Genomic DNA, 26,332 nt, shown 5'->3' with positions numbered 1-26,332 from the left:
TCAGAAGATCTCCTTGACGCTTTTGCCACGCTTGGCGGCAATGGATTCAGGAGACTGCATTGCTTTCAAACCTTTGAAAGTGGCGTGAACCACGTTTACCGGGTTAGTCGAGCCGTAGCACTTGGCCAGAACGTTCTGAACGCCAGCAACTTCGAGGACAGCACGCATAGCGCCGCCAGCGATGATACCGGTACCTTCAGAAGCAGGCTGCATGTACACCTTCGAAGCGCCGTGAGCGGACTTCATTGCGTACTGCAGAGTGGTGCCGTTCAGATCAACTTGGATCATGTTGCGGCGAGCAGCTTCCATTGCCTTCTGGATCGCAGCAGGCACTTCACGCGACTTGCCACGGCCGAAGCCAACGCGCCCTTTACCATCACCAACCACGGTCAACGCGGTGAAAGTGAAGATACGGCCGCCTTTAACGGTTTTGGCTACGCGGTTAACTTGAACCAGCTTCTCGATGTAGCCTTCGTCGCGCTTTTGGTCGTTATTTGACATAACTTAGAACTCCAGCCCAGCTTCACGAGCAGCATCAGCCAGCGCCTTGACGCGGCCGTGGTACTTGAAGCCAGAGCGGTCGAAAGCCACCTGCGAGACGCCAGCGGCTTTAGCACGCGTAGCGACCAGCTGGCCAACCTTAGTGGCCGCGTCGATGTTGCCGGTGGCACCATCACGCAGTTCTTTATCCAAAGTCGAGGCACTTGCCAGGACTTTGTTGCCGTCGGCCGAAATGACCTGGGCGTAGATGTGCTGCGACGAGCGGAACACGCAGAGACGCACGACTTCGAGTTCGTGCATTTTCAGGCGTGCTTTGCGAGCGCGACGCAGTCGAGTAACTTTTTTGTCGGTCATTTGCTATGCCCTACTTCTTCTTGGCTTCTTTACGACGGACGACTTCGTCCGCGTAGCGCACACCTTTGCCTTTGTACGGCTCTGGTGGACGGAAGTCGCGGATCTCGGCGGCCACTTGACCTACCAGCTGCTTGTCGATGCCCTTGATCAGGATATCGGTCTGGCTAGGAGTCTCAGCGGTGATGCCTTCCGGCAGTTCATAATCCACTGGGTGCGAGAAGCCAAGAGCCAGGTTCAGCACCGTGCCTTTTGCTTGCGCTTTGTAACCAACACCGACCAGCTGGAGCTTACGCTCGAAGCCTTGGCTTACGCCTTGGACCATGTTGTTAACCAACGCACGAGTGGTACCAGCCATTGCGCGAGTTTGTTGATCGCCATTGCGAGCAGCGAAACGCAGCTCACCAGCTTCTTCAACGATCTCAACGGACGAATGGATGTTCAGTTCGAGAGTACCCTTGGCACCCTTCACCGAAAGCTGTTGGCCTGCGAATTTGACTTCGACACCGGCTGGCAGCTTAACGGGGTTCTTAGCGACGCGTGACATGCTTATCCCCCCCTTAGAACACAGTGCAAAGAACTTCGCCGCCGACACCGGCAGCGCGCGCAGCACGATCCGTCATCACACCTTTGTTGGTGGAGACGATAGACACACCGAGACCGCCACGAACTTTTGGCAGATCATCGACGGACTTGTACTGACGCAGGCCTGGACGGCTAACGCGCTTCACTTCCTCGATGACCGGACGGCCTTCGAAGTACTTCAGCTCGATGGACAGCAGTGGCTTGATTTCGCTGCTGATCTGATAACCCGCAATGTAACCTTCGTCCTTCAGGACTTTGGCAACAGCTACCTTCAAAGTAGAAGATGGCATGCTTACGACGGACTTTTCAGCCATCTGGGCATTACGGATTCGAGTTAGCATGTCCGCTAACGGGTCCTGCATACTCATGGGCTAGACGCTCCTAATACACAAAAAATTAGCCTTGCGGCTACTACGTGTCGCCGAGTACATCCGCGTAAAAAACACGGGCTCAGGCGAGCCGGGTATTCTAGACACACCCCACAAATGAATCAAGCCCCAAAAGGGGCTTGATTCAAGTTCAAGGTCACCGATGGTCAGGATCTTGCGACCCCGAACACCGAGACTTTGACAGTGCTTACCAGCTGGCTTTAACCAGACCAGGTACGTCACCACGCATTGCAGCTTCACGCAGTTTGTTACGGCCAAGGCCGAACTTGCGGTAAACGCCGTGTGGACGACCGGTCAGGCGGCAGCGGTTACGCATGCGCGAAGCGCTTGCGTCACGTGGCTGCTTCTGCAGAGCTACTGTAGCTTCCCAACGTGCTTCTGGACTTGCGTTCAGATCAACGATGATAGCTTTCAGTGCTGCACGCTTTTTGGCGTACTTGGCAACCGTGAGCTGACGCTTCAGCTCGCGGTTTTTCATGCTCATCTTGGCCATTTTCCTACTCCAATCAGTTGCGGAACGGGAATTTGAAAGCACGCAACAGGGCGCGACCTTCATCATCGTTCTTGGCAGTGGTGGTCAGGGTAATGTCCAGACCGCGGAGAGCATCGATCTTGTCGTAGTCGATTTCCGGGAAGATGATCTGCTCTTTAACGCCCATGCTGTAGTTACCACGACCATCGAAGGACTTGGCATTCAGGCCGCGGAAGTCGCGAACCCGAGGCAGGGAGATCGACAGCAGACGATCCAGGAACTCGTACATACGCTCACGGCGCAGGGTCACTTTGACGCCGATCGGCCAACCTTCACGGACTTTAAAGCCAGCGATGGATTTCCGAGCGTAGGTCACAACGACTTTCTGGCCGGTGATCTTTTCCAGGTCAGCAACAGCGTGTTCGATGACTTTTTTGTCGCCGATCGCTTCGCCCAGACCCATGTTCAGGGTGATTTTGGTAACGCGCGGAACTTCCATCACGTTCGAAAGCTTAAGTTCTTCCTTAAGTTTCGGTGCGATTTCCTTCCGGTAAATCTCTTTTAGTCGTGCCATGGTCTTCTACCTAGCAGTGTTCAAGCATCAACCGCTTTTTGGGTCGACTTGAAGACACGAATTTTCTTACCGTCTTCTACTTTGAAACCAACGCGGTCAGCCTTGTTGGTTTCGCCGTTGAAGATGGCGACGTTGGAAGCGTGCAGTGGCGCTTCTTTCTCGACGATACCGCCCTGTACGCCCGACATCGGGTTAGGCTTGGTATGACGCTTGACCAGGTTCAGACCACCAACGACCAGACGGTCATCAGCAAGAACCTTCAGCACCTTACCGCGCTTACCTTTGTCTTTGCCGGCGATCACGATGATCTCGTCGTCACGACGAATCTTTTGCATGTCGGATCTCCTTACAGCACTTCTGGGGCGAGCGAGACGATCTTCATGAACTTCTCAGTACGAAGTTCACGGGTCACTGGCCCAAAGATACGGGTGCCGATCGGCTCTTGCTTGTTGTTCAGAAGAACAGCAGCGTTGCCATCAAAGCGGATAATGGAGCCATCTGCACGGCGAACGCCGTGACGAGTGCGGACTACAACAGCAGTCATCACTTGGCCTTTTTTCACCTTACCGCGAGGAATTGCTTCCTTCACGGTAACTTTGATGATGTCACCGATACCAGCGTAACGACGATGGGAGCCACCCAGCACCTTGATGCACATAACGCGGCGAGCGCCGCTGTTATCGGCCACATCGAGCATGGATTGAGTCTGAATCATATAATTTCTCCGACCCCTAGTCCTTAGACTTCCACAGCGCGTTCGAGAACATCAACCAGCGCCCAAGACTTGGTCTTGGCCAAAGGACGAGTTTCACGAATAGTGACTTTGTCGCCGATGTGGCACTGATTGGTTTCGTCGTGCGCGTGCAGCTTAGTCGAACGCTTAACGTATTTACCGTAGATCGGGTGCTTAACGCGACGCTCGATCAGAACGGTGATGGTTTTGTCCATCTTGTCGCTGACAACACGGCCAGTCAGCGTACGGACAGTTTTTTCGGCTTCAGCCATGATTACTTACCTGCCTGCTGGTTGAGCACAGTCTTCACGCGAGCGATGTCACGCTTAACTTGCGAGAGCAGATGAGACTGCCCCAACTGGCCAGTTGCTTTCTGCATACGCAGATTGAACTGGTCGCGCAGCAGGCCGAGCAGTTGCTCGTTCAGCTGCTGTGCGGATTTTTCACGAAGTTCATTCGCTTTCATCACATCACCGTCCGTTTAACAAAGGAGGTGGCGAGCGGCAGCTTTGCAGCAGCCAGGGCGAAAGCCTCACGCGCCAGCTCTTCAGAAACACCCTCGATTTCATACAGGACTTTGCCTGGCTGAATCTGGGCAACCCAGTACTCCACGTTACCCTTACCTTTACCCATCCGAACTTCGAGTGGCTTTTTGGAAATAGGCTTGTCCGGGAATACACGGATCCAGATCTTGCCGCCACGTTTAACGTGACGGGTCAGTGCACGACGCGCTGACTCGATCTGACGAGCGGTGAGACGACCACGAGCAACAGACTTCAGCGCGAACTCGCCGAAGCTGACTTTGCTACCGCGCAATGCCAGGCCACGGTTGTGACCAGTCATTTGCTTGCGGAACTTCGTACGCTTTGGTTGCAACATTTGGCGTACCCCTTACTTAGCAGCTTTTTTACGAGGCGCTGGTGCTTGTGGTTTCAGTTCTTCTTGGCGACCACCAATTACTTCGCCTTTGAAGATCCAAACCTTTACACCGATCACACCATAAGTGGTGTGAGCTTCGTAGTTGGCATAGTCGATGTCGGCACGCAGGGTGTGCAGAGGCACACGACCTTCGCGATACCATTCAGTACGTGCGATTTCAGCACCGCCGAGACGACCGCTCACTTGGATTTTGATGCCTTTGGCACCAATGCGCATGGCGTTCTGAACAGCGCGCTTCATAGCGCGACGGAACATTACGCGACGCTCCAGCTGCTGAGCTACGCTCTGCGCAACCAGCATACCGTCGAGCTCCGGCTTGCGGATCTCTTCGATATTGATGTGCACAGGCACACCCATTTGCTTGGTCAGGTCCTGACGCAGTTTCTCAACATCTTCACCTTTCTTCCCGATAACGATACCTGGACGAGCGGTGTGGATGGTGATACGTGCAGTTTGGGCCGGACGATGGATATCGATACGGCTTACGGACGCGCTTTTTAGTTTGTCTTGGAGATACTCACGCACCTTCAGATCAGCGAACAAGTAGTCCGCATAAGTCCGACCGTCTGCGTACCAGACGGAGGTGTGCTCCTTGACGATTCCCAGGCGAATGCCAATGGGATGTACTTTCTGACCCATCTCTTCGACTCCGTTACTTGTCAGCAACCTTGACAGTGATATGGCAAGACCGCTTGACGATGCGATCAGCACGGCCTTTGGCACGTGGCATGATGCGCTTCAGCGAACGCCCTTCGTTGACGAAAACGGTGCTGACCTTAAGGTCATCAACGTCTGCGCCTTCGTTATGCTCGGCGTTGGCTACGGCCGACTCCAGCACTTTCTTCATGATCTCGGCGGCTTTCTTACTGCTGAAAGCCAACAGGTTGAGCGCTTCGCCCACCTTCTTCCCGCGGATCTGGTCGGCGACCAAGCGGGCTTTCTGGGCGGAGATTCGAGCGCCCGACAACTTAGCGGCTACTTCCATTTCCTAACCCCTTAACGCTTGGCTTTCTTGTCTGCCACGTGCCCACGATATGTGCGGGTACCGGCGAACTCGCCCAGTTTGTGGCCGACCATGTCTTCGTTAACGAGAACTGGGACGTGTTGACGACCGTTGTGTACTGCGATGGTCAGACCGACCATTTGTGGCAGGATCATCGAGCGACGCGACCAGGTTTTAACTGGTTTGCGATCGTTCTTTTCCGCCGCCACTTCGATCTTCTTCAGTAGGTGAAGATCGATAAAAGGACCTTTTTTCAGAGAACGTGGCACTGTCGTATCCCTCTATTTACTTGCGACGACGGACGATCATTTTGTCGGTACGCTTATTACCACGAGTCTTCGCGCCCTTAGTCGGGAAGCCCCATGGCGATACCGGATGACGACCACCAGAGGTACGACCTTCACCACCACCATGTGGGTGGTCAACCGGGTTCATGGCAACACCACGAACGGTTGGGCGAACGCCACGCCAGCGTTTGGCACCAGCTTTACCCAGCGAACGCAGGCTGTGCTCGGAGTTCGAGACTTCGCCCAGGGTCGCGCGGCATTCAGCCAGCACTTTACGCATCTCACCAGAACGCAGACGCAGGGTCACGTAGACACCTTCACGAGCGATCAGCTGAGCCGAAGCACCAGCGGAGCGAGCGATTTGCGCGCCTTTACCTGGCTTCAATTCGATGCCGTGTACGGTGCTACCAACTGGAATGTTACGCAGTTGCAGAGCGTTGCCCGGCTTGATCGGTGCCAGAGCACCTGCGATCAGCTGGTCGCCAGCACTCACGCCTTTAGGCGCGATGATGTAGCGACGCTCGCCATCTGCGTACAGCAGCAGAGCGATGTGAGCAGTACGGTTTGGATCGTATTCGATACGCTCAACAGTGGCAGCGATGCCATCTTTGTCGTTGCGACGGAAATCGACCAGACGATAATGCTGCTTATGGCCACCACCGATGTGACGAGTGGTAATACGACCATTGTTGTTACGACCACCAGACTTCGATTTTTTCTCGAGCAGCGGTGCGTGAGGAGCGCCTTTATGCAGCTCCTGGTTGACCACCTTGACCACAAAACGGCGGCCAGGGGAAGTCGGTTTGCATTTAACGATTGCCATGATGCACCCCTTCCTTACTCAGCACTGCTGCTGAAATCGAGATCTTGGCCTGGCTGAAGGGAGATAACTGCCTTCTTCCAGTCATTACGCTTGCCCAGACCGCGAGCAGTGCGCTTGCTCTTACCCAGAACATTCAGGGTAGTAACACGCTCTACTTTCACGCTGAACAGGCTTTCGACGGCCTTCTTGATTTCCAGCTTGGTTGCGTCAGTGGCAACCTTGAAAACGAACTGGCCTTTCTTGTCTGCCAGAACCGTAGCCTTCTCGGAAACGTGCGGGCCAAGCAGAACTTTAAATACGCGTTCCTGGTTCATCCCAGCAGCTCCTCGAATTTCTTCACGGCCGACACGGTGATCAACACCTTGTCGTATGCGATCAGACTAACTGGATCGGAACCTTGCACATCACGTACATCAACGTGCGGCAGGTTACGAGCAGCCAGGTACAGGTTCTGATCAACAGCGTCCGACACGATCAGAACGTCGGTCAGGCTCATGTTGTTCAGCTTGCCCAGCAGGTCTTTGGTTTTCGGCGTTTCAACAGCGAAATCCTGAACCACGACCAGACGATCAGTACGCACCAGCTCAGCAAGGATGGAACGCATTGCTGCGCGATACATCTTCTTGTTCAGCTTCTGGGAGTGATCCTGAGGACGAGCTGCGAAAGTGGTACCGCCGCCACGCCAGATTGGGCTACGGATAGTACCGGCACGAGCACGGCCAGTACCTTTCTGACGCCATGGGCGCTTACCGCCACCACGAACGTCGGAACGGGTCTTTTGCTGCTTGCTACCTTGACGGCCGCCGGCCATATAGGCCACGACTGCTTGGTGAACCAGCGTCTCGTTGAATTCGCCGCCAAATGTCAGTTCGGAAACTTCGATCGCTTGAGCGTCATTTACATTTAATTGCATGTCAGCTTCCCCTTAACCGCGAGCCTTGGCTGCTGGACGTACAACCAAGTTGCCGCCAGTAGCGCCAGGAACAGCGCCCTTGACCAACAACAGATTGCGTTCAGCGTCCACGCGCACTACTTCGAGGGACTGCACGGTCACGCGCTCAGCGCCCATATGACCGGACATTTTTTTGCCCTTGAATACACGACCAGGAGTCTGGCACTGGCCGATAGAGCCTGGAACGCGGTGGGATACGGAGTTACCGTGGGTGTTATCTTGCCCGCGGAAATTCCAACGCTTGATCGTACCCTGGAAGCCTTTACCTTTGGACTGACCGGTTACATCAACCAGTTGACCAGCAGCGAAGATTTCAGCGTTGATCAGATCGCCGGCCTGGTACTCGCCTTCTTCAAGGCGGAATTCCATTACGGTACGACCAGCGGCAACGTTCGCCTTAGCGAAGTGGCCAGCTTGCGCAGCTGTAACACGCGAAGCACGACGCTCGCCTACAGTGACTTGCACTGCACGATAGCCATCGGTCTCTTCAGTTTTGAACTGGGTGACGCGATTCGGCTCGATCTCAATGACCGTGACCGGAATGGAGACACCTTCTTCGGTGAAAATACGGGTCATACCGCATTTACGACCGACTACACCAATAGTCATGTTGTAAACCTCATGAGTGTACGGGGCTTTCACCCGCTATGGCCGCCCATTTCAGAGCGTTACACGACTAAGACCGAGTCTTAGCCGAGGCTGATCTGCACTTCCACACCGGCCGCAAGATCAAGCTTCATAAGAGCATCAACGGTTTTATCCGTTGGCTGGACGATGTCCAGAACGCGCTTATGAGTACGGATCTCGTACTGGTCACGCGCGTCTTTGTTGACGTGCGGGGAGACCAGAACGGTGAACCGCTCTTTACGGGTAGGCAGTGGAATTGGACCACGCACTTGAGCACCAGTACGTTTCGCGGTTTCCACGATTTCCTGGGTGGATTGGTCGATCAGGCGATGGTCAAAAGCCTTCAACCTGATACGGATTTGCTGATTTTGCATTGGATTTCAGACTCCGGCTGCTATTCCCACCGGGCGCAATACGCCCGTTAAAAGGAGGCGCAATTCTATAGACGCCCCCGATAGGTGTCAACCCAATAAAAAAGCCCCCGCTAAGCGGGGGCTTTTTCAAAGCATCGAAGCTATCTCAAAAGAGAAGCTTACTCGATGATTTTAGCTACAACGCCAGCACCAACGGTACGGCCGCCTTCGCGAATAGCGAAACGCAGACCGTCTTCCATTGCGATGGTTTTGATCAGGGTAACAGTCATTTGAATGTTATCGCCTGGCATTACCATTTCAACGCCTTCTGGCAGTTCGCAGTTACCAGTCACGTCAGTAGTACGGAAGTAGAACTGTGGACGGTAGCCTTTGAAGAACGGAGTGTGACGACCGCCTTCTTCCTTGCTCAGAACGTAAACTTCTGCGGTGAACTTGGTGTGCGGCTTAACGGTACCCGGCTTAACCAGAACCTGACCACGCTCCACGTCATCACGCTTGGTGCCGCGCAGCAGCACGCCGCAGTTCTCGCCAGCACGACCTTCGTCGAGCAGCTTGCGGAACATTTCAACACCGGTGCAGGTGGTGACGGTAGTGTCACGCAGACCAACGATTTCCAGTGGATCCTGAACGCGAACGATACCGCGCTCGATACGACCAGTCACAACAGTACCGCGACCCGAGATCGAGAATACGTCTTCGATTGGCATCAGGAACGGCTTGTCAGTCAGACGAACTGGTTCTGGGATGTAGCTGTCCAGAGTTTCAACCAGTTTCTTGACGGCAGTGGTGCCCATCTCGTTATCGTCCAGACCATCCAGCGCCATACGAGCGGAGCCGATGATGATTGGAGTGTCGTCGCCTGGGAAGTCGTAAGTGCTCAGCAGATCGCGCACTTCCATCTCAACCAGTTCCAGCAGCTCAGCGTCGTCTACCAGGTCAGCCTTGTTCAGGAAAACCACGATGTACGGAACGCCTACCTGACGGGACAGCAGGATGTGCTCACGGGTTTGTGGCATCGGACCATCAGCGGCCGAGCAAACCAGGATAGCGCCGTCCATTTGAGCAGCACCGGTGATCATGTTCTTCACATAGTCAGCGTGACCTGGGCAGTCAACGTGAGCGTAGTGACGGATCTTCGAGTTGTACTCAACGTGAGCGGTGTTGATGGTGATACCGCGAGCTTTCTCTTCTGGTGCGCTGTCGATCTTGTCGAAGTCAACACGAGCCGAACCGAAAACTTCGGAGCAGACGCGAGTCAGAGCAGCGGTCAGAGTGGTTTTACCGTGGTCAACGTGACCGATAGTGCCAACGTTGACGTGCGGTAGGGAACGATCAAATTTTTCTTTAGCCACGACAATTAACTCCTTGCCTAAAGGACTGAATCAGCCTTGTTTTTTGGTAACGGTTTCGACGATGTGCGACGGAGCCGTATTGTATTTTTTGAATTCCATAGAGTAGCTTGCGCGACCCTGAGACATGGAACGAACGTCGGTCGCATAACCGAACATCTCGCCCAACGGAACCTCGGCACGAATTACTTTACCGGAAACCGTATCTTCCATACCCAGAATCATGCCGCGACGACGGTTAAGGTCGCCCATCACGTCACCCATATAGTCTTCAGGCGTAACAACCTCTACCGCCATGATCGGCTCAAGCAACTCACCACCACCCTTCTGGGCCAGTTGCTTGGTCGCCATGGAAGCAGCCACCTTAAACGCCATCTCGTTCGAGTCGACGTCGTGGTAAGAACCATCAAACACGGTAGCCTTCAGGCCGATCAGCGGATAGCCGGCAACAACACCGTTCTTCATCTGCTCTTCGATACCCTTCTGGATAGCCGGGATGTATTCCTTAGGAACCACACCACCCACTACTTCGTTCAGGAATTGCAGACCTTCCTGACCTTCGTCAGCAGGTGCAAAACGGATCCAGCAATGACCAAACTGGCCACGACCGCCGGACTGACGAACGAACTTGCCTTCGATTTCGCAGCTCTTCGTGATGCGCTCACGGTACGAAACTTGAGGCTTACCGATGTTGGCTTCGACGTTGAACTCACGGCGCATCCGGTCAACCAGGATGTCCAGGTGCAGCTCGCCCATGCCGGAGATGATCGTTTGACCAGTCTCTTCATCAGTTTTGACGCGGAAAGACGGGTCTTCCTGAGCAAGCTTGCCCAGAGCGATACCCATTTTTTCCTGGTCATCCTTGGTCTTAGGCTCTACGGCAACCGAAATAACCGGCTCCGGGAAGTCCATGCGAACCAGGATGATTGGCTTGTCAGCGTTGCACAAAGTTTCACCAGTGGTGACGTCCTTCATGCCGATCAAGGCCGCGATGTCACCAGCGCGTACTTCCTTGATTTCTTCACGGGCGTTTGCGTGCATTTGCACCATACGACCCACGCGCTCTTTCTTGCCTTTTACCGAGTTGATCACGCCGTCGCCGGAGGCCAACACGCCCGAGTAAACCCGAACAAAGGTCAAGGTACCCACGAATGGGTCGGTAGCGATCTTGAACGCCAGAGCCGCGAAAGGCTCGTCGTCGCTTGCATGACGCTCCATTTCCTCTTCCTCGTTATCCGGGTTGGAACCCTTGATAGCAGGAATGTCGGTAGGAGCAGGCAGGAAGTCGATAACGGCGTCGAGAACCAGGGGAACACCCTTGTTCTTGAAGGAAGAACCGCAAACAGCCAGAACGATCTCACCAGCGATAGTACGCTGACGCAGAGCGGCCTTGATTTCCTCGATGGAGAGCTCTTCCCCTTCGAGATACTTGTTCATCAGCTCTTCGTTGGCTTCGGCCGCAGCCTCGACCATGTTGCTGCGCCACTCTTCAGCCAGCTCTTGCAGCTCGGCAGGAATGTCCTTGCGAACAGGGACCATACCCTTGTCAGAGTCATTCCAGTAGACAGCTTGCATGTTGATCAGATCGATCTGACCCTGGAAGTTGTCTTCGGAACCGATAGCCAACTGGATTGGCACCGGAGTGTGACCCAGACGCTGCTTGATCTGACCGATCACGCGCAGGAAGTTAGCGCCAGCACGGTCCATCTTGTTTACGTAAACAAGACGTGGAACGCCGTACTTGTTGGCCTGACGCCATACGGTTTCCGACTGAGGCTCAACACCCGAAGTACCGCAGAACACAACGACAGCGCCGTCGAGTACGCGCAGGGAGCGTTCAACTTCAATAGTGAAGTCTACGTGGCCCGGGGTATCGATAACGTTGAAACGGTGTTCGTGCGAGTACTGCTTCTCAGAACCTTTCCAGAAGGCGGTGATAGCAGCAGAAGTAATGGTAATACCACGCTCCTGCTCCTGCACCATCCAGTCTGTGGTCGCGGCGCCGTCATGCACCTCGCCCATTTTGTGACTTTTGCCAGTGTAAAAAAGGACGCGCTCGGTGGTGGTGGTTTTACCAGCATCCACGTGAGCAACGATACCGATGTTACGGTAGCGGCTAATCGGAGTAGTACGAGCCATAAAGCCCTCGCAAAATTAGTGAAGCTAAAATTAGAAGCGGTAGTGCGAGAAAGCCTTGTTGGCTTCAGCCATACGGTGCACGTCTTCACGCTTCTTAACAGCAGCACCTTTACCTTCAGCAGCGTCCAACAGTTCGCCAGCCAAACGCAGAGCCATAGACTTCTCGCCGCGCTTACGGGCGAAGTCTACCAACCAGCGCATTGCCAGCGCGTTACGACGGGACGGACGAACTTCGACCGGAACCTGGTAAGTAGCACCGCCTACACGGCGCGACTTTACTTCGACCAGCGGAGCGATGGCGTCGAGAGCTTTCTCGAAGATTTCCAGGGGGTCGCTGTTCTTGCGTTCTTTAACCTTTTCCAGCGCGCCATAAACGATACGCTCGGCAACGGCTTTTTTGCCGCTTTCCATCACGTGGTTCATGAACTTGGCCAGGATTTGGCTTCCGTATTTTGGATCGTCAAGCACTTCGCGCTTGGCTGCTACGCGTCTTCTTGGCATGGATAAGCCCTCAAACGGTCTTCAGGTTCGCTCGGAATCGGTGCCCTTTCGGGACGCCTCCGACCTTACTCTTATCGACTCAGAAAAATAGAAATCGGTTTTTTGCTGCAAGCGACTATTACTTCGGACGCTTGGTACCGTACTTCGAACGACCTTGGTTACGACCTTTAACGCCGGAAGTATCCAAAGAGCCGCGAACGGTGTGGTAACGAACACCTGGCAAGTCTTTTACACGACCGCCGCGGATCAGTACCACGCTGTGCTCTTGCAGGTTGTGGCCTTCACCGCCGATGTACGAGGAAACCTCGAAACCGTTGGTCAGACGCACACGGCATACTTTACGCAGTGCCGAGTTAGGTTTTTTCGGCGTAGTGGTATACACACGGGTGCATACGCCACGACGTTGCGGGCAGTTCTGCAGCGCAGGCACGTCGGATTTCTCGACGATACGCTTACGCGGCTGACGTACCAGCTGGTTGATAGTTGCCATCTACTAGCTCCACTGTTGTCTTGCGACGCTATTGTCTTGCAAGAAAAGCAAAATGGCAGGAACGAATCCCCGCCAAATTTAGGGGTACAAGAGTCTAAAGAGGATCTTGCCCCCAGTCAAGGCAAGGCCCCGACCTCTCCCCCCATCCAACCTCGACAAATTGTCTCGACTGGATGAACGGAGCGATCAGGGCCTGCACTCATTTACTACCGCAGAACTCAGTTACCGCTCGAGTTCAGCGCTTCGGTCAGTGCAGCTTCCACTTCACTGGCGCTCACGCGCAACGGTTTGTCAGCATCACGGCGGCGCTTGCGCTCGCTGTGATAAGCCAGACCGGTACCGGCCGGGATCAGACGACCCACGACCACGTTTTCTTTCAGGCCGCGCAGGTAATCGCGCTTGCCGGTTACCGCCGCCTCGGTCAGTACGCGAGTGGTTTCCTGGAAGGAAGCCGCCGAGATGAACGATTCGGTGGACAACGACGCCTTGGTGATACCCAGCAGAACACGAGTGAACTTGGAGACAAATTTGTCTTCATTGCTCAGACGCTCGTTCTCTACCAGCACGTGAGTCAATTCCATCTGGTCGCCCTTGATGAAACTGGAATCGCCGGATTCAGCGATCTCAACTTTACGCAGCATCTGACGCAGGATGGTCTCGATGTGCTTGTCGTTGATCTTCACGCCTTGCAGACGGTAAACGTCCTGGATCTCGTTCACGATGTACTTGGCCAGCGCACTCACACCCAGCAGACGCAGGATGTCGTGTGGATCGCTCGGACCGTCGGAGATAACTTCGCCGCGGTTTACCTGTTCGCCTTCGAAGACGTTCAGGTGACGCCACTTCGGAATCAGCTCTTCGTACGGATCGCTACCGTCGTTCGGGGTGATAACCAGACGGCGCTTGCCTTTGGTCTCTTTACCGAACGCGATGGTGCCGCTGACTTCAGCCAGAATCGAGGCTTCTTTCGGACGACGGGCTTCGAACAAGTCGGCAACACGCGGCAGACCACCGGTGATGTCACGGGTCTTCGAAGTCTCTTGCGGAATACGAGCGATAACATCACCGATCGCGATTTTCGCACCGTCCGCTACACCGACCAGGGCGTTAGCAGGCAGGAAGTACTGAGCAATTACGTCGGTACCCGGCAGCAAGAGATCCTTGCCGTTGTCATCAACCATCTTCACAGCAGGACGGATATCTTTACCGGCAGCTGGACGGTCTTTGGCATCGAGTACTTCAATGTTGGTCATACCGGTCAATTCGTCAGTCTGACGCTTGATCGTGATGCCTTCTTCCATACCCACGTAGGTCACGGTACCTTTCATTTCGGTAACGATTGGGTGAGTGTGCGGATCCCACTTGGCCACGATTGCGCCAGCGTCGACCTTGTCACCTTCTTTAACCGAAATCACAGCACCGTACGGCAGCTTGTAGCGCTCACGCTCACGACCGAAGTCATCAGCGATTGCCAGCTCACCGGAACGGGACACAGCAACCAGGCAACCGTCCACTCGCTCAACGTGCTTCAGGTTATGCAGACGGACGGTACCGCCATTCTTCACCTGAACGCTGTCGGCTGCGGAGGTCCGGCTTGCCGCACCACCGATGTGGAACGTACGCATGGTCAGCTGGGTACCCGGCTCACCGATGGACTGGGCAGCGATAACGCCGACCGCTTCACCGATGTTCACCTGGTGACCACGAGCCAAGTCACGGCCGTAGCACTTGGCGCAAATGCCGTAGCGGGTTTCGCAGCTGATCGGCGAACGCACGATCACTTCGTCGATGCTGTTCAGCTCGATGAACTCGACCCACTTCTCGTCTACCAGAGTGCCGGCAGGAACGATAACTTCCTCGGTACCTGGCTTGAATACGTCACGGGCAATGACACGACCCAATACGCGCTCACCCAACGGCTCAACAACGTCACCGCCTTCAATGTGCGGAGTCATTACCAGGCCATGTTCGGTACCGCAATCGATCTCGGTCACAACCAGATCCTGCGCCACGTCTACCAGACGACGAGTCAGGTAACCGGAGTTCGCAGTTTTCAACGCGGTATCCGCCAGACCTTTACGAGCACCGTGAGTAGAGATGAAGTACTGAAGTACGCTCAAACCTTCACGGAAGTTCGCAGTAATCGGCGTTTCGATGATGGAACCGTCCGGCTTGGCCATCAGGCCACGCATACCGGCGAGCTGACGGATCTGCGCAGCAGAACCCCGTGCGCCCGAGTCGGCCATCATGTACATCGAGTTGAAGGATTCCTGGTCAACTTCGACGCCATGGCGGTCAATGACTTTCTCTTTCGAGAGGTTGGCCATCATCGCCTTGGAAACTTCGTCGTTCGCCTTGGACCAAAGGTCGATCACTTTGTTGTACTTCTCGCCCTGGGTTACCAGGCCGGAGGCGTACTGACTTTCGATCTCTTTCACTTCGTCGGTGGCGGCACCGATGATGCGGGCTTTTTCATCCGGGATAACGAAGTCGTTAACACCGATGGAAACGCCGGAGATGGTCGAATAGGCAAAACCGGTGTACATCAACTGGTCAGCGAAGATCACGGTCTCTTTCAAACCAACCACGCGGTAGCACTGGTTGATCAGCTTGGAGATCGCTTTCTTTTTCATCGGCAGGTTGACGACGTCGAAGGACAGACCTTTTGGCACAACCTGGAACAACAGCGCACGGCCGACGGTAGTGTCGACGATACGAGTGTTGGTCACGCTGCCGCCATCACGATCGTTCACGGTTTCGTTGATCCGCACCTTGACCTTGGCGTGCAGCGCGGCTTCGCCGGCACGGAACACACGGTCAACTTCCTGCAGATCCGCGAACACACGACCTTCGCCTTTGGCGTTGATCGCTTCACGAGTCATGTAGTACAGACCCAATACAACGTCCTGCGAAGGAACGATGATTGGCTCACCGTTGGCTGGCGACAGAATGTTGTTGGTCGACATCATCAACGCACGCGCTTCCAGCTGGGCTTCCAGCGTCAGCGGTACGTGCACGGCCATTTGGTCGCCGTCGAAGTCGGCGTTGTACGCAGCACAGACCAGAGGGTGCAGCTGGATAGCCTTACCTTCGATCAGTACCGGTTCAAACGCCTGGATACCCAGACGGTGAAGGGTCGGTGCACGGTTGAGGAGAACCGGGTGTTCGCGAATCACTTCAGCGAGAACGTCCCAAACCTCTGGCAGCTCACGCTCAACCATCTTCTTGGCCGCTTTGATGGTGGTAGCAAGACCACGCATTTCCAGCTTGCCGAAAATGAACGGCTTGAACAGCTCGAGAGCCATCTTCTTCGGCAGACCGCACTGGTGCAGACGCAGGGTCGGACCTACGGTAATTACCGAACGACCGGAGTAGTCAACACGCTTACCGAGCAAGTTCTGACGGAAACGACCTTGCTTACCCTTGATCATGTCAGCCAGGGATTTCAGAGGACGCTTGTTCGAACCGGTGATAGCGCGGCCACGACGACCGTTGTCGAGCAGTGCGTCGACGGCTTCCTGCAACATACGCTTTTCGTTGCGCACGATGATGTCCGGAGCGGACAGATCAAGCAGGCGCTTCAAACGGTTGTTACGGTTGATCACTCGACGATACAGATCGTTGAGGTCGGAAGTCGCGAAACGACCGCCATCCAATGGGACCAGTGGACGCAGATCTGGCGGCAGAACCGGCAGAACGGTCAGCACCATCCACTCTGGCAGGTTGCCGGAACCCTGGAAGGCTTCCATCAACTTCAGACGCTTGGACAGCTTTTTGATTTTGGTTTCGGAGTTGGTTTGCGGAATCTCTTCACGCAGACGGCCAATCTCGTGTTCCAGGTCGATAGCGTGCAGCAGTTCACGGACAGCTTCGGCACCCATGCGGGCATCGAAATCGTCGCCGAACTCTTCCAGCGCTTCGAAGTACTGCTCGTCGTTGAGCAGCTGACCCTTTTCAAGGGTGGTCATGCCTGGATCGATAACGACATAGCTCTCGAAGTAGAGAACGCGCTCGATATCACGCAGGGTCATGTCCATCAGCAAGCCGATACGGGACGGCAGCGATTTCAGGAACCAGATGTGGGCTACTGGCGAGGCCAGCTCGATGTGCGCCATGCGCTCACGACGAACTTTTGCCAGCGCGACTTCAACGCCGCACTTCTCGCAGATCACACCACGGTGCTTCAAGCGCTTGTACTTACCGCACAGGCACTCGTAATCCTTTACCGGGCCAAAGATCTTGGCGCAGAACAGGCCGTCACGCTCAGGTTTGAACGTACGGTAGTTGATGGTTTCCGGCTTTTTAACTTCACCGAACGACCACGAACGGATCATCTCAGGCGATGCCAATCCAATACGGATGGCGTCGAACTCTTCGACTTGACCCTGGTTTTTCAGCAAATTCAGTAGGTCTTTCAAGGCCTTTCCTCCTGGCGGAGCAGAGAGCGGGCAATCCTGCCCCGCTCTCGATTCGCGTCACGTGTTATTCGGTTTCCAGATCGATATCGATGCCGAGGGAACGAATTTCCTTGATCAACACGTTGAAGGACTCGGGCATGCCCGGCTCCATACGGTGATCGCCGTCCACGATGTTTTTGTACATCTTGGTCCGGCCGTTCACATCGTCCGACTTCACTGTGAGCATTTCTTGCAGAGTGTAAGCAGCACCGTATGCTTCCAGTGCCCAGACCTCCATCTCCCCGAAACGCTGACCACCGAACTGCGCCTTACCACCCAGCGGCTGCTGGGTAACCAGGCTGTACGAACCAGTAGAACGAGCGTGCATCTTGTCGTCTACCAAGTGGTTCAGCTTCAGCATGTACATGTAGCCAACAGTAACCGGGCGCTCGAACTTGTTGCCGGTACGGCCGTCGGTCAGCTGCATCTGGCCGCTTTCTGGCAGGTCTGCCAGTTTCAGCATGGCCTTGATTTCGCTTTCCTTGGCGCCGTCGAACACTGGAGTGGCCATTGGAACGCCGCCACGCAGGTTCTTCGCCAGATCCAGAATTTCCTGGTCGGAGAAGCTATCCAGATCTTCGTTACGACCGCCGATCTGGTTGTAGATCTCGTCCAGGAAGGTGCGAAGTTCAGCAACCTTACGCTGCTCTTCGACCATCCGGTTGATCTTCTCGCCCAGACCTTTGGCCGCGAGGCCCAGGTGGGTTTCAAGGATCTGACCAACGTTCATACGCGAAGGTACGCCCAACGGGTTGAGGACGACGTCGACCGGGGTGCCATTGGCATCGTGCGGCATGTCTTCAACCGGCATGATCACGGAGACCACACCCTTGTTACCGTGACGACCGGCCATCTTGTCGCCCGGCTGGATGCGGCGACGGATTGCCAGGTAAACCTTGACGATTTTCAGCACGCCTGGAGCCAGGTCATCGCCCTGCTGCAGCTTGCGCTTCTTGTCTTCGAACTTGTCGTCCAGCAGACGGCGGCGATCAACGATGTAGGCCTGAGCCTTCTCGAGCTGCTCGTTCAGAGCATCTTCAGCCATGCGCAGCTTGAACCACTGGCCGTGCTCAAGACCGTCGAGAACTTCGTCGGTGATTTCCTGACCTTTCTTCAGACCGGCGCCGCCTTCGGCTTTGTGGCCGACCAGAGCGGAACGCAGACGTTCGAAAGTAGCGCCTTCAACGATACGGAACTCTTCGTTCAGGTCCTTGCGGATCTCGTCGAGTTGAGTCTTCTCGATCGACAGTGCACGAGCATCACGCTCAACGCCGTCACGAGTGAAGACCTGTACGTCGATGACAGTACCCTTGGTGCCGGTAGGCACACGCAGGGAGGTGTCTTTAACGTCGCTGGCTTTTTCACCGAAGATCGCACGCAGCAGTTTTTCTTCCGGAGTCAGCTGGGTCTCGCCTTTCGGAGTGACCTTACCTACCAGGATGTCGCCTGCGCCTACTTCAGCACCTACGTAAACGATACCGGCTTCGTCCAGCTTGTTCAGTGCAGCTTCACCCACGTTCGGGATGTCTGCAGTGATTTCCTCTGGCCCAAGCTTGGTGTCACGCGCCACACAGGTCAGTTCCTGGATGTGGATCGTGGTGAAACGGTCTTCCTGAACAACACGCTCGGACAGGCAGATGGAGTCTTCGAAGTTGAAGCCGTTCCATGCCATGAACGCGATGCGCATGTTCTGACCCAGAGCCAGCTCACCCATATCGGTGGACGGACCGTCGGCCATGATGTCGCTGCGCTGAACCCGATCACCTTTGCTCACCAGCGGACGCTGGTTGATGCAGGTGTTCTGGTTGGAGCGGGTGTACTTGGTCAGGTTGTAGATGTCGACACCAGCTTCGCCGGTTTCAACTTCATCATCAGCAACACGAACCACGATACGGCTGGCGTCGACGGAATCGATCACGCCGCCACGACGAGCCACGACGCAAACGCCGGAGTCGCGAGCCACGTTACGTTCCATGCCGGTACCTACCAGCGGCTTGTCAGCACGCAGGGTTGGTACAGCTTGACGCTGCATGTTCGAACCCATCAACGCACGGTTGGCGTCGTCGTGCTCAAGGAACGGGATCAGCGACGCAGCAACCGAAACTACCTGCTTCGGCGACACGTCCATCAAGGTGACATCTTCCGGCGCCTTGACGGTGAACTCGTTCAAGTGACGAACAGCTACCAGCTCGTCGATCAGGACTTTCTTGTCGTTCATCGTGGCCGAAGCCTGAGCGATCACGTGATCAGCTTCTTCGATGGCGGACAGGAAAACGATCTCGTCGGTGACCAGAGCGTCTTTCACCACGCGGTACGGGCTCTCGAGGAAGCCGTACTGGTTGGTGCGCGCATAGGCGGCCAGGGAGTTGATCAGACCGATGTTCGGACCTTCCGGCGTTTCAATCGGGCATACACGACCGTAGTGAGTCGGGTGTACGTCACGGACTTCGAAGCCTGCACGTTCGCGAGTCAAACCGCCTGGGCCGAGTGCAGAGACACGACGCTTGTGGGTGATCTCGGACAGCGGGTTGTTCTGGTCCATGAACTGGGACAGCTGACTGGAACCGAAGAACTCTTTCACCGCCGCAGCCACTGGCTTGGCGTTGATCAGGTCTTGCGGCATCAGGCCTTCGCTTTCAGCCATCGACAGACGCTCTTTGACCGCACGCTCAACACGTACCAGGCCAACGCGGAACTGGTTCTCGGCCATTTCGCCTACGCAGCGAACACGACGGTTACCCAGGTGGTCGATGTCATCGACGATGCCTTTACCGTTACGGATGTCGACCAGAGTCTTCAGAACCGCGACGATGTCTTCTTTGCACAACACGCCCGAACCTTCGATCTCGGTACGACCGATACGACGGTTGAACTTCATCCGGCCGACCGCAGACAGGTCATAGCGCTCAGGACTGAAGAACAGGTTGTTGAACAGTGTCTCGGCAGCGTCCTTGGTTGGCGGCTCGCCTGGACGCATCATGCGATAGATCTCGACCAGCGCTTCCAATTGGTTGCTGGTGGAGTCGATCTTCAGGGTGTCGGAGACGAACGGACCGCAGTCGATATCGTTGGTGTACAGAGTTTCGATGCGAACAACGCCCGCCTTGGCAATTTTTGCCAGGATTTCGGTGTTCAGCTCGGTGTTGCACTCTGCCAGGATTTCGCCGGTAGCCGGATGCACGATGACCTTGGCGGTAGTGCGACCCAGGACGTAGTCCAGAGGCACTTGCAGCTCTTTGATCCCGGCTTTTTCCAGCTGGTTGATGTGGCGAGCGGTAATACGACGACCTTGCTCGACAATAACCTTGCCTTTGTCATCCTGAATATCGAGGACAGCAATTTCACCACGCAGGCGCTGAGGCACCAGTTCCAGGCTGAGGTTTTCACCCTGCACATGGAAGACGTTGGTGGTGTAGAACGCGTCCAGCACTTCTTCAGTGGTATAGCCCAGCGCGCGCAGCAGTACCGATGCAGGCAGCTTGCGGCGACGGTCGATACGCACAAATACGCAATCTTTCGGGTCGAACTCGAAGTCCAGCCACGAACCGCGGTAAGGAATGATGCGCGCGGAGTACAGCAGTTTGCCGGAGCTGTGCGTCTTGCCACGGTCGTGGTCGAAGAACACGCCCGGGGAACGGTGCAGCTGGGAAACGATTACACGCTCGGTACCGTTGATTACGAAGGTACCGTTCTCAGTCATCAGGGGGATTTCACCCATGTAGACTTCTTGCTCTTTGATGTCCTTGATCGCTTTGTTCGACGATTCTTTGTCGAAAATGATCAGGCGCACTTTTACCCGCAAAGGTACGGCGTAAGTTACACCGCGCAATACGCATTCTTTGACATCAAATGCCGGTTCGCCCAGGCGATAACCGACGTACTCCAGCGCAGCATTGCCGGAGTAGCTGATGATCGGGAAAACGGATTTGAAGGCCGCATGCAGGCCCACGTCGCGGAACTGATCTTTAGTCGCTCCCGCTTGCAAGAATTCACGATACGAATCCAGCTGGATGGCCAGGAGGTACGGCACATCCATGACGTCCGGCAACTTGCTAAAGTCCTTGCGGATACGTTTTTTCTCAGTATATGAGTAAGCCATCAGCGTTCCCCAGCTTGGTCACCTGCTTGTTTGGCCCCTCCCGACGGGAGCAGCCAGAAAATCGTGCAAACCCCATGGTTTGCGCCACCACATCGGGTGGATACAGCTCGTTACCAGCACCGACCCAGTCGGCTGCCAATAACGGAAAAAGGCCGGTGGCAAGAGCCACCAGCCATCAGCCTTTCGCTTAACGCTCGGGCTGGAGGAGCAAAGTCGATGCTTATTTCAGCTCGACTTTAGCGCCTGCTTCTTCCAGAGCTGCTTTGGCTTTGTCAGCTGCGTCTTTGGCAACAGCTTCCAGAACCATGGCAGGAGCGCCGTCAACTACAGCCTTGGCTTCTTTCAGGCCCAGACCGGTCAGTTCACGTACAGCCTTGATCACGTTAACTTTCTTCTCGCCAGCTTCGGTCAGCATGACGTTGAATTCAGTTTGCTCTTCAACAACAGCGGCAGCAGCAGCTGGACCAGCAGCAGCAACAGCAGCGGTAACGCCGAAGGTTTCTTCCATTGCTTTGATCAGCTCAACAACTTCCAGAACGGTTTTCTGGCCGATTGCTTCGATGATTTGTTCGTTAGTCAGAGACATGACTTGAATCCTGTATTGGGGTGACAGCTTACGCAGCCATCAAATTAAACATATGATTTTGAAAGGTCTCGCTGTGCCTTAGGCAGCAGCAGCTTCTTTCTGGTCGCGAACGGCTGCCAGGGTACGAGCCAGCTTGCTGGTAGCGCCTTGGATCACGCTCATCAGTTTCGCAATAGCTTCGTCGCGGGTCGGCAGGGTAGCCAACACGTCGATCTGGTTAGCGGCAAGGAACTTGCCATCAAACGCAGCTGCCTTGATCTCGAACTTGTCCTGACCCTTGGCGAACTCTTTGAAAATCCGGGCAGCAGCGCCTGGATGTTCTTTGGAGAATGCAATCAGGGTAGGGCCGGTGAACACGTCGTTGAGGACACTGAATTCAGTGTCAGCAACAGCGCGCTTGAGCAGGGTGTTACGTACGACACGTACATAAACGCCAGCTTCACGAGCCTCTTTACGGAGTCCGGTCATCGCGCCTACTGTTACGCCACGGGCATCAGCCACGACAGCGGACAGAGCGACTTTGGCAGCCTCGTTGACTTCAGCGACGATGGCCTTCTTGTCTTCGAGTTTAATTGCCACGGGTTTAACTCCTGCTTGTTACCGTTTCATCCAGTCGAAACCGGATGTCGTTTTGGTGTCTGATTCGGTAAGGAACCGGGAGCACCATCTGCGTAGGCTTGAGGTTTAAGACTTGCGTCGCCTACGGTCTTGGATAGCCCCCGCCAGGCAGGGACCCCAATCTTTCAATTGGCGCAATTACTTGCGCCAACCTGCGTCTTACGCGTCGAGCGAACCCTGGTCGATGACCAGACCTGGACCCATAGTAGTGCTCAGGGTAACGCGCTTGACGTAAATACCTTTCGAGGAAGCTGGCTTGATACGCTTCAGATCAGCGATCAGGGCTTCAACGTTTTCCTTCAGCTTGACGGCATCGAAGCCGACTTTGCCAACGGAAGTGTGGATGATGCCGTTTTTGTCGGTGCGATAACGAACCTGACCAGCCTTGGCGTTTTTAACCGCGGTAGCTACGTCTGGAGTTACTGTGCCGACTTTAGGGTTAGGCATCAGACCACGTGGACCGAGGATCTGACCCAACTGACCTACAACGCGCATTGCATCCGGGGATGCGATCACTACGTCATAGTTCAGGTCGCCGCCTTTCATTTCGGCAGCCAGGTCGTCCATACCTACACGGTCAGCGCCGGCAGCCAGAGCGGCCTCGGCAGCTGGACCCTGAGTGAACACAGCAACGCGAACGGTCTTGCCGGTACCGTGCGGCAGCACGGTAGCGCTACGAACGACCTGGTCGGATTTACGCGGGTCAACACCCAGGTTCACAGCTACGTCGAACGACTCACTGAACTTGACAGTCGACAGCTCGGACAGCAGAGCAGCAGCGTCTACAAAGTTGTAGGCCTTGCCTGCTTCGATTTTGCCGGCGATAGCCTTTTGACGCTTGGTCAGCTTAGCCATTACACACCCTCCACGTTAAGGCCCATGCTACGAGCAGAACCGGCGATAGTACGCACGGCTGCTTCCATATCAGCTGCAGTCAGATCCGCGTTTTTGGTTTTCGCGATTTCTTCCAGCTGAGCACGAGTCACAGTGCCAACCTTAACGGTGTTCGGACGAGCGGAACCGCTAGTCAGACCAGCAGCCTTCTTCAGCAAAACCGAAGCAGGAGTGGATTTGGTTTCGAACGTGAAGCTACGGTCGCTGTAGACAGTGATGATCACTGGAGTCGGCAGACCTGGCTCAAGACCCTGAGTACGGGCGTTGAAAGCCTTGCAGAATTCCATGATGTTCACGCCGTGCTGACCCAGAGCAGGACCAACAGGTGGGCTTGGGTTAGCCTGAGCGGCCTTCACTTGCAGCTTGATGTAAGCGGTAATCTTCTTGGCCATGAGGCACTCCAATTACGGGTTCAAACGCCTCGAAAGGCTCCCCGGTTACTTGCGCGTTTATCCCAGTGACGACAAAACCCCACAGCCTAGGGCTGCGGGGTTGGGATGCTTGCTCAGCTAGACCTTTTCGACCTGACTGAACTCCAACTCTACCGGAGTAGAGCGACCGAAAATGAGCACCGCCACTTGGATCCGGCTCTTTTCGTAGTTAACCTCTTCAACCGTGCCGGTAAAATCGGCAAACGGCCCGTCGTTGACACGTACCGACTCACCCGGCTCGAACAACGTCTTCGGCTTCGGCTTGTCGCTACCATCAGCAACGCGACGCAGAATCGCTTCTGCTTCTTTATCTGTGATTGGTGCAGGCTTGTCGGCAGTACCACCGATGAAGCCCATCACCCGAGGAGTATCCTTGACCAAGTGCCAAGTACCCTCGTTCATGTCCATCTGAACCAGCACATAACCAGGGAAGAATTTGCGTTCGCTTTTGCGCTTCTGGCCATTACGCATCTCAACCACTTCTTCAGTGGGAACCAGAATTTCGCCGAAGCCATCTTCCATGCCAGCCAGCTTTACGCGCTCGATCAACGAACGCATGACATGCTTCTCGTAACCGGAGTAAGCATGCACAACGTACCAACGCTTAGCCACGGGACACCCTTAGCCGACGATCAAGGAAACAAGCCAACCGAGCAGGGAATCAAGCCCCCACAACAGCAACGCCATAACCAGAACAACAGCCACAACGATCAACGTGGTCTGCGTAGTTTCTTGGCGAGTTGGCCAAACGACTTTACGAATCTCGGTGCGCGCTTCCTTAACCAGTACAAAGAAAGACTTGCCCTTAACCGTCTGCAGGCCTACAAAGGCAGCTACAGCAGCAATGACCAGCAAAGCGAGCACGCGGTACAGGATCGGCGAAGCAGAGTAATACTGATTGCCAACAACGCCAACAATCACCAAAGCAACTACTACCAGCCACTTGAGTAGATCGAAGCGAGAGCCTTGAGCTTCAGCTTTAGGAGTCATCTATGAAGATCCTGTGAAAAGAAAGCCAGACACACCTGGTGAATCTGGCAGGTCAGGAGGGAATCGAACCCCCAACCTACGGTTTTGGAGACCGTCGCTCTGCCAATTGAGCTACTGACCTAAAACAAAATCAGGCCGACCATTATGCCGGCCCGAAAAAGACTTTACAACAATTTACTCATCGATCCTGGCCATGCACACCAGCACCAAAGATGCACAACACCCTCTCAGGCAACAACGCGCATCTACAAGCCATTAAAACAAAGGCAGATATTTTCATATCTGCCTTGTTATATGGAGCTCTTGAGCGGATTTGAACCGCTGACCTCACCCTTACCAAGGGTGTGCTCTACCAACTGAGCTACAAGAGCGTAACACTTTGCAGGACCTGCAAACCTGGAGCGGGTAGCGGGAATCGAACCCGCATCATCAGCTTGGAAGGCTGAGGTTCTACCACTAAACTATACCCGCGGAGCTTGCAGCTCTCGCTAAAAATGGTGGAGGGGGAAGGATTCGAACCTTCGAAGTCGTAGACGTCAGATTTACAGTCTGATCCCTTTGGCCGCTCGGGAACCCCTCCTAAGCGAGCCGGCATTCTATACTATGCCAGCCTTCTGTCAAGCATTTTCTCATTAAAAACCTGAGGTTAGCTGCGTTGACCTCGCTTCGCACCGTCAACCTTTAAAAGGTCTTCACTGCGAAGCGGGCGCCATTCTATGCAAACTATTCGACAGGTGCAACCCCCTCACACGGCATTATTTTATGTTTTAACTCATTGAATTCTTTAGAAAGGCTTTGCAACTGCAAGTCATCCAGCAAACGCCGGCTTTCCGGTGCCACACGCACCCAGTAACCCGCATATTCAGGGAGGTCCTTCGGCAACGGCTGAAACTTGATGTCCATGCCACTCAATCGATGCTCGATTGCCTGAGCGACTTCCTGCCGGGCAGAGCCGCCCAGATAGAGACAACTGCTTTCCGGCTGCGTGGATTTTCCTTTGTCTCGGGTCGTATCAGTCGCCTCGCTCAACAAACGAATGTCCTGCTGAGAGCCCCGATACATACTCAAGGGGGTCACATCCTTCGCGCGAAGCGGGGCCTCCTGTTGGTGCCAGACGTAATAGAACACATTGAGAACAAGCAGCAGCAGGAACAACCAACGCATAAAA

The 26,332-nt window shown here is 54.9% G+C and carries 32 protein-coding genes and 4 tRNA genes; all 36 read right to left on the bottom strand.

Going from position 1 to position 26,332, the window contains the following annotated elements; genetic code table 11:
* The 36 genes from rpsE to ACEN8R_RS27165 all read right to left on the bottom strand — a co-directional run bounded on the left by rpsE (nt 1) and on the right by ACEN8R_RS27165 (nt 26,328).
* Nucleotides 1–501 carry a 30S ribosomal protein S5 gene (gene rpsE, locus ACEN8R_RS27340; protein ID WP_003186035.1) on the bottom strand — a complete coding sequence of 167 codons (501 nt, stop codon included), beginning with the start codon at nt 499–501 and terminating at the stop codon, nt 1–3.
* A gap of 3 nt (nt 502–504) precedes the next feature.
* The gene (gene rplR / locus ACEN8R_RS27335) at nt 505–855 is read right to left on the bottom strand and encodes a 50S ribosomal protein L18 (protein ID WP_003186037.1); all 351 of its coding nucleotides are present in this window, start codon (nt 853–855) and stop codon (nt 505–507) included.
* A 10-nt stretch (nt 856–865) separates the two neighbouring features.
* Complete coding sequence (gene rplF / locus ACEN8R_RS27330) at nt 866–1,399, bottom strand: 50S ribosomal protein L6 (protein WP_003176412.1); 534 nt, start codon at nt 1,397–1,399, stop codon at nt 866–868.
* Between the two features lie 13 nt (nt 1,400–1,412).
* Entirely contained in the window at nt 1,413–1,805 is a 393-nt protein-coding gene (gene rpsH / locus ACEN8R_RS27325; RefSeq protein WP_003186040.1) for a 30S ribosomal protein S8, read from the bottom strand.
* A gap of 208 nt (nt 1,806–2,013) precedes the next feature.
* Entirely contained in the window at nt 2,014–2,319 is a 306-nt protein-coding gene (rpsN, locus tag ACEN8R_RS27320; protein WP_003176414.1) for a 30S ribosomal protein S14, read from the bottom strand.
* 13 nt (nt 2,320–2,332) lie between these two features.
* Nucleotides 2,333–2,872, bottom strand: a complete 540-nt coding sequence (rplE, locus tag ACEN8R_RS27315; RefSeq protein ID WP_003210069.1) for a 50S ribosomal protein L5 — start codon at nt 2,870–2,872, stop codon at nt 2,333–2,335.
* Between the two features lie 20 nt (nt 2,873–2,892).
* Nucleotides 2,893–3,207 (bottom strand): 50S ribosomal protein L24, encoded by a 315-nt coding sequence (rplX, locus tag ACEN8R_RS27310; protein ID WP_007896770.1) that lies wholly within the window; start codon nt 3,205–3,207, stop codon nt 2,893–2,895.
* A gap of 11 nt (nt 3,208–3,218) precedes the next feature.
* Nucleotides 3,219–3,587, bottom strand: coding sequence for a 50S ribosomal protein L14 (gene rplN, locus ACEN8R_RS27305; protein WP_002555479.1), 369 nt, complete (start codon nt 3,585–3,587; stop codon nt 3,219–3,221).
* A 23-nt stretch (nt 3,588–3,610) separates the two neighbouring features.
* Nucleotides 3,611–3,877 (bottom strand): 30S ribosomal protein S17, encoded by a 267-nt coding sequence (rpsQ, locus tag ACEN8R_RS27300; protein WP_003176419.1) that lies wholly within the window; start codon nt 3,875–3,877, stop codon nt 3,611–3,613.
* A gap of 2 nt (nt 3,878–3,879) precedes the next feature.
* Nucleotides 3,880–4,071, bottom strand: a complete 192-nt coding sequence (gene rpmC, locus ACEN8R_RS27295; protein ID WP_002555481.1) for a 50S ribosomal protein L29 — start codon at nt 4,069–4,071, stop codon at nt 3,880–3,882.
* Nucleotides 4,071–4,484: a 50S ribosomal protein L16 gene (gene rplP / locus ACEN8R_RS27290; protein WP_003228729.1), complete on the bottom strand. Its 414-nt coding sequence runs from the start codon at nt 4,482–4,484 to the stop codon at nt 4,071–4,073. The genes rpmC and rplP overlap by 1 nt, the downstream gene beginning before the upstream one ends.
* A 12-nt stretch (nt 4,485–4,496) precedes the next feature.
* On the bottom strand, nt 4,497–5,183 hold the full coding sequence (gene rpsC, locus ACEN8R_RS27285; RefSeq protein WP_003176422.1) for a 30S ribosomal protein S3: 687 nt from the start codon (nt 5,181–5,183) through the stop codon (nt 4,497–4,499).
* A gap of 13 nt (nt 5,184–5,196) precedes the next feature.
* Complete coding sequence (gene rplV, locus ACEN8R_RS27280) at nt 5,197–5,529, bottom strand: 50S ribosomal protein L22 (RefSeq protein WP_003103908.1); 333 nt, start codon at nt 5,527–5,529, stop codon at nt 5,197–5,199.
* 11 nt (nt 5,530–5,540) lie between these two features.
* Nucleotides 5,541–5,816: a 30S ribosomal protein S19 gene (gene rpsS / locus ACEN8R_RS27275; protein ID WP_002555486.1), complete on the bottom strand. Its 276-nt coding sequence runs from the start codon at nt 5,814–5,816 to the stop codon at nt 5,541–5,543.
* Nucleotides 5,817–5,832: 16 nt separating this feature from the next.
* Complete coding sequence (gene rplB / locus ACEN8R_RS27270; RefSeq protein ID WP_003186055.1) at nt 5,833–6,657, bottom strand: 50S ribosomal protein L2; 825 nt, start codon at nt 6,655–6,657, stop codon at nt 5,833–5,835.
* A gap of 14 nt (nt 6,658–6,671) precedes the next feature.
* Nucleotides 6,672–6,971 carry a 50S ribosomal protein L23 gene (gene rplW / locus ACEN8R_RS27265; protein ID WP_002555488.1) on the bottom strand — a complete coding sequence of 100 codons (300 nt, stop codon included), beginning with the start codon at nt 6,969–6,971 and terminating at the stop codon, nt 6,672–6,674.
* Nucleotides 6,968–7,570: a 50S ribosomal protein L4 gene (gene rplD, locus ACEN8R_RS27260; protein WP_003228735.1), complete on the bottom strand. Its 603-nt coding sequence runs from the start codon at nt 7,568–7,570 to the stop codon at nt 6,968–6,970. Before rplD ends, rplW begins: the two co-directional genes overlap by 4 nt.
* 12 nt (nt 7,571–7,582) lie before the next feature.
* Nucleotides 7,583–8,218, bottom strand: a complete 636-nt coding sequence (rplC, locus tag ACEN8R_RS27255) for a 50S ribosomal protein L3 (protein WP_003186059.1) — start codon at nt 8,216–8,218, stop codon at nt 7,583–7,585.
* 80 nt (nt 8,219–8,298) lie between these two features.
* On the bottom strand, nt 8,299–8,610 hold the full coding sequence (gene rpsJ, locus ACEN8R_RS27250; RefSeq protein WP_003186070.1) for a 30S ribosomal protein S10: 312 nt from the start codon (nt 8,608–8,610) through the stop codon (nt 8,299–8,301).
* Nucleotides 8,611–8,768: 158 nt separating this feature from the next.
* On the bottom strand, nt 8,769–9,962 hold the full coding sequence (gene tuf / locus ACEN8R_RS27245; RefSeq protein ID WP_007933700.1) for an elongation factor Tu: 1,194 nt from the start codon (nt 9,960–9,962) through the stop codon (nt 8,769–8,771).
* Nucleotides 9,963–9,992: 30 nt separating this feature from the next.
* Complete coding sequence (gene fusA, locus ACEN8R_RS27240; protein WP_007933703.1) at nt 9,993–12,098, bottom strand: elongation factor G; 2,106 nt, start codon at nt 12,096–12,098, stop codon at nt 9,993–9,995.
* Between the two features lie 30 nt (nt 12,099–12,128).
* On the bottom strand, nt 12,129–12,599 hold the full coding sequence (gene rpsG / locus ACEN8R_RS27235; RefSeq protein ID WP_002555493.1) for a 30S ribosomal protein S7: 471 nt from the start codon (nt 12,597–12,599) through the stop codon (nt 12,129–12,131).
* Between the two features lie 118 nt (nt 12,600–12,717).
* Nucleotides 12,718–13,089 (bottom strand): 30S ribosomal protein S12, encoded by a 372-nt coding sequence (gene rpsL / locus ACEN8R_RS27230; RefSeq protein WP_003186084.1) that lies wholly within the window; start codon nt 13,087–13,089, stop codon nt 12,718–12,720.
* Nucleotides 13,090–13,307: 218 nt separating this feature from the next.
* Nucleotides 13,308–17,507: a DNA-directed RNA polymerase subunit beta' gene (rpoC, locus tag ACEN8R_RS27225; protein WP_007933713.1), complete on the bottom strand. Its 4,200-nt coding sequence runs from the start codon at nt 17,505–17,507 to the stop codon at nt 13,308–13,310.
* 64 nt (nt 17,508–17,571) lie between these two features.
* On the bottom strand, nt 17,572–21,645 hold the full coding sequence (gene rpoB, locus ACEN8R_RS27220; RefSeq protein WP_018925655.1) for a DNA-directed RNA polymerase subunit beta: 4,074 nt from the start codon (nt 21,643–21,645) through the stop codon (nt 17,572–17,574).
* A gap of 220 nt (nt 21,646–21,865) precedes the next feature.
* Nucleotides 21,866–22,231 (bottom strand): 50S ribosomal protein L7/L12, encoded by a 366-nt coding sequence (gene rplL, locus ACEN8R_RS27215; RefSeq protein ID WP_018925654.1) that lies wholly within the window; start codon nt 22,229–22,231, stop codon nt 21,866–21,868.
* Nucleotides 22,232–22,309: 78 nt separating this feature from the next.
* Nucleotides 22,310–22,810: a 50S ribosomal protein L10 gene (rplJ, locus tag ACEN8R_RS27210; protein WP_018925653.1), complete on the bottom strand. Its 501-nt coding sequence runs from the start codon at nt 22,808–22,810 to the stop codon at nt 22,310–22,312.
* Nucleotides 22,811–23,008: 198 nt separating this feature from the next.
* A complete protein-coding gene (gene rplA / locus ACEN8R_RS27205) occupies nt 23,009–23,704 on the bottom strand; it encodes a 50S ribosomal protein L1 (RefSeq protein ID WP_007933725.1) in 696 nt (231 codons plus the stop codon).
* Nucleotides 23,704–24,135 (bottom strand): 50S ribosomal protein L11, encoded by a 432-nt coding sequence (rplK, locus tag ACEN8R_RS27200; RefSeq protein ID WP_007933726.1) that lies wholly within the window; start codon nt 24,133–24,135, stop codon nt 23,704–23,706. Before rplK ends, rplA begins: the two co-directional genes overlap by 1 nt.
* 117 nt (nt 24,136–24,252) lie before the next feature.
* On the bottom strand, nt 24,253–24,786 hold the full coding sequence (gene nusG / locus ACEN8R_RS27195) for a transcription termination/antitermination protein NusG (RefSeq protein ID WP_007933727.1): 534 nt from the start codon (nt 24,784–24,786) through the stop codon (nt 24,253–24,255).
* 9 nt (nt 24,787–24,795) lie between these two features.
* On the bottom strand, nt 24,796–25,164 hold the full coding sequence (gene secE / locus ACEN8R_RS27190; protein WP_007933728.1) for a preprotein translocase subunit SecE: 369 nt from the start codon (nt 25,162–25,164) through the stop codon (nt 24,796–24,798).
* Between the two features lie 45 nt (nt 25,165–25,209).
* A tRNA-Trp gene (locus tag ACEN8R_RS27185) sits at nt 25,210–25,285 on the bottom strand.
* Between the two features lie 174 nt (nt 25,286–25,459).
* A tRNA-Thr gene (locus ACEN8R_RS27180) sits at nt 25,460–25,535 on the bottom strand.
* A 26-nt stretch (nt 25,536–25,561) separates the two neighbouring features.
* A tRNA-Gly gene (locus tag ACEN8R_RS27175) sits at nt 25,562–25,635 on the bottom strand.
* A 24-nt stretch (nt 25,636–25,659) separates the two neighbouring features.
* Nucleotides 25,660–25,744 (bottom strand) — tRNA-Tyr (locus tag ACEN8R_RS27170).
* Between the two features lie 143 nt (nt 25,745–25,887).
* Nucleotides 25,888–26,328, bottom strand: coding sequence for a hypothetical protein (locus ACEN8R_RS27165; RefSeq protein ID WP_018925651.1), 441 nt, complete (start codon nt 26,326–26,328; stop codon nt 25,888–25,890).
* Nucleotides 26,329–26,332: the final 4 nt, after the last annotated feature.

This window comes from Pseudomonas sp. Pseusp15 (genome assembly GCF_059492165.1).
This window is presented reverse-complemented; position numbering and strand designations above follow the sequence as displayed.

Excerpts from the sequence above, each read along its gene's own strand:
- rplD (WP_003228735.1), bottom strand. The coding sequence starts at position 7,570 with ATGCAATTAAATGTAAATGACGCTCAAGCGATCGAAGTTTCCGAACTG.
- rplB (WP_003186055.1), bottom strand. The coding sequence starts at position 6,657 with ATGGCAATCGTTAAATGCAAACCGACTTCCCCTGGCCGCCGTTTTGTG.
- rplW (WP_002555488.1), bottom strand. The coding sequence starts at position 6,971 with ATGAACCAGGAACGCGTATTTAAAGTTCTGCTTGGCCCGCACGTTTCC.
- rplA (WP_007933725.1), bottom strand. The coding sequence starts at position 23,704 with ATGGCTAAGCTGACCAAGCGTCAAAAGGCTATCGCCGGCAAAATCGAA.
- rpmC (WP_002555481.1), bottom strand. The coding sequence starts at position 4,071 with ATGAAAGCGAATGAACTTCGTGAAAAATCCGCACAGCAGCTGAACGAG.
- rplR (WP_003186037.1), bottom strand. The coding sequence starts at position 855 with ATGACCGACAAAAAAGTTACTCGACTGCGTCGCGCTCGCAAAGCACGC.
- rpsG (WP_002555493.1), bottom strand. The coding sequence starts at position 12,599 with ATGCCAAGAAGACGCGTAGCAGCCAAGCGCGAAGTGCTTGACGATCCA.
- fusA (WP_007933703.1), bottom strand. The coding sequence starts at position 12,098 with ATGGCTCGTACTACTCCGATTAGCCGCTACCGTAACATCGGTATCGTT.
- rpsQ (WP_003176419.1), bottom strand. The coding sequence starts at position 3,877 with ATGGCTGAAGCCGAAAAAACTGTCCGTACGCTGACTGGCCGTGTTGTC.
- rplV (WP_003103908.1), bottom strand. The coding sequence starts at position 5,529 with ATGGAAGTAGCCGCTAAGTTGTCGGGCGCTCGAATCTCCGCCCAGAAA.
- rplK (WP_007933726.1), bottom strand. The coding sequence starts at position 24,135 with ATGGCCAAGAAGATTACCGCTTACATCAAGCTGCAAGTGAAGGCCGCT.
- rplE (WP_003210069.1), bottom strand. The coding sequence starts at position 2,872 with ATGGCACGACTAAAAGAGATTTACCGGAAGGAAATCGCACCGAAACTT.
- rpoB (WP_018925655.1), bottom strand. The coding sequence starts at position 21,645 with ATGGCTTACTCATATACTGAGAAAAAACGTATCCGCAAGGACTTTAGC.
- rpsL (WP_003186084.1), bottom strand. The coding sequence starts at position 13,089 with ATGGCAACTATCAACCAGCTGGTACGTCAGCCGCGTAAGCGTATCGTC.
- secE (WP_007933728.1), bottom strand. The coding sequence starts at position 25,164 with ATGACTCCTAAAGCTGAAGCTCAAGGCTCTCGCTTCGATCTACTCAAG.
- rplX (WP_007896770.1), bottom strand. The coding sequence starts at position 3,207 with ATGCAAAAGATTCGTCGTGACGACGAGATCATCGTGATCGCCGGCAAA.
- rpsN (WP_003176414.1), bottom strand. The coding sequence starts at position 2,319 with ATGGCCAAGATGAGCATGAAAAACCGCGAGCTGAAGCGTCAGCTCACG.
- rpsE (WP_003186035.1), bottom strand. The coding sequence starts at position 501 with ATGTCAAATAACGACCAAAAGCGCGACGAAGGCTACATCGAGAAGCTG.
- ACEN8R_RS27165 (WP_018925651.1), bottom strand. The coding sequence starts at position 26,328 with ATGCGTTGGTTGTTCCTGCTGCTGCTTGTTCTCAATGTGTTCTATTAC.
- rplN (WP_002555479.1), bottom strand. The coding sequence starts at position 3,587 with ATGATTCAGACTCAATCCATGCTCGATGTGGCCGATAACAGCGGCGCT.
- rplL (WP_018925654.1), bottom strand. The coding sequence starts at position 22,231 with ATGTCTCTGACTAACGAACAAATCATCGAAGCAATCGGCCAGAAAACC.
- rplP (WP_003228729.1), bottom strand. The coding sequence starts at position 4,484 with ATGTTGCAACCAAAGCGTACGAAGTTCCGCAAGCAAATGACTGGTCAC.
- rplC (WP_003186059.1), bottom strand. The coding sequence starts at position 8,218 with ATGACTATTGGTGTAGTCGGTCGTAAATGCGGTATGACCCGTATTTTC.
- rplF (WP_003176412.1), bottom strand. The coding sequence starts at position 1,399 with ATGTCACGCGTCGCTAAGAACCCCGTTAAGCTGCCAGCCGGTGTCGAA.
- rpsC (WP_003176422.1), bottom strand. The coding sequence starts at position 5,183 with ATGGGTCAGAAAGTACATCCCATTGGCATTCGCCTGGGAATCGTCAAG.
- rpsH (WP_003186040.1), bottom strand. The coding sequence starts at position 1,805 with ATGAGTATGCAGGACCCGTTAGCGGACATGCTAACTCGAATCCGTAAT.
- rpsJ (WP_003186070.1), bottom strand. The coding sequence starts at position 8,610 with ATGCAAAATCAGCAAATCCGTATCAGGTTGAAGGCTTTTGACCATCGC.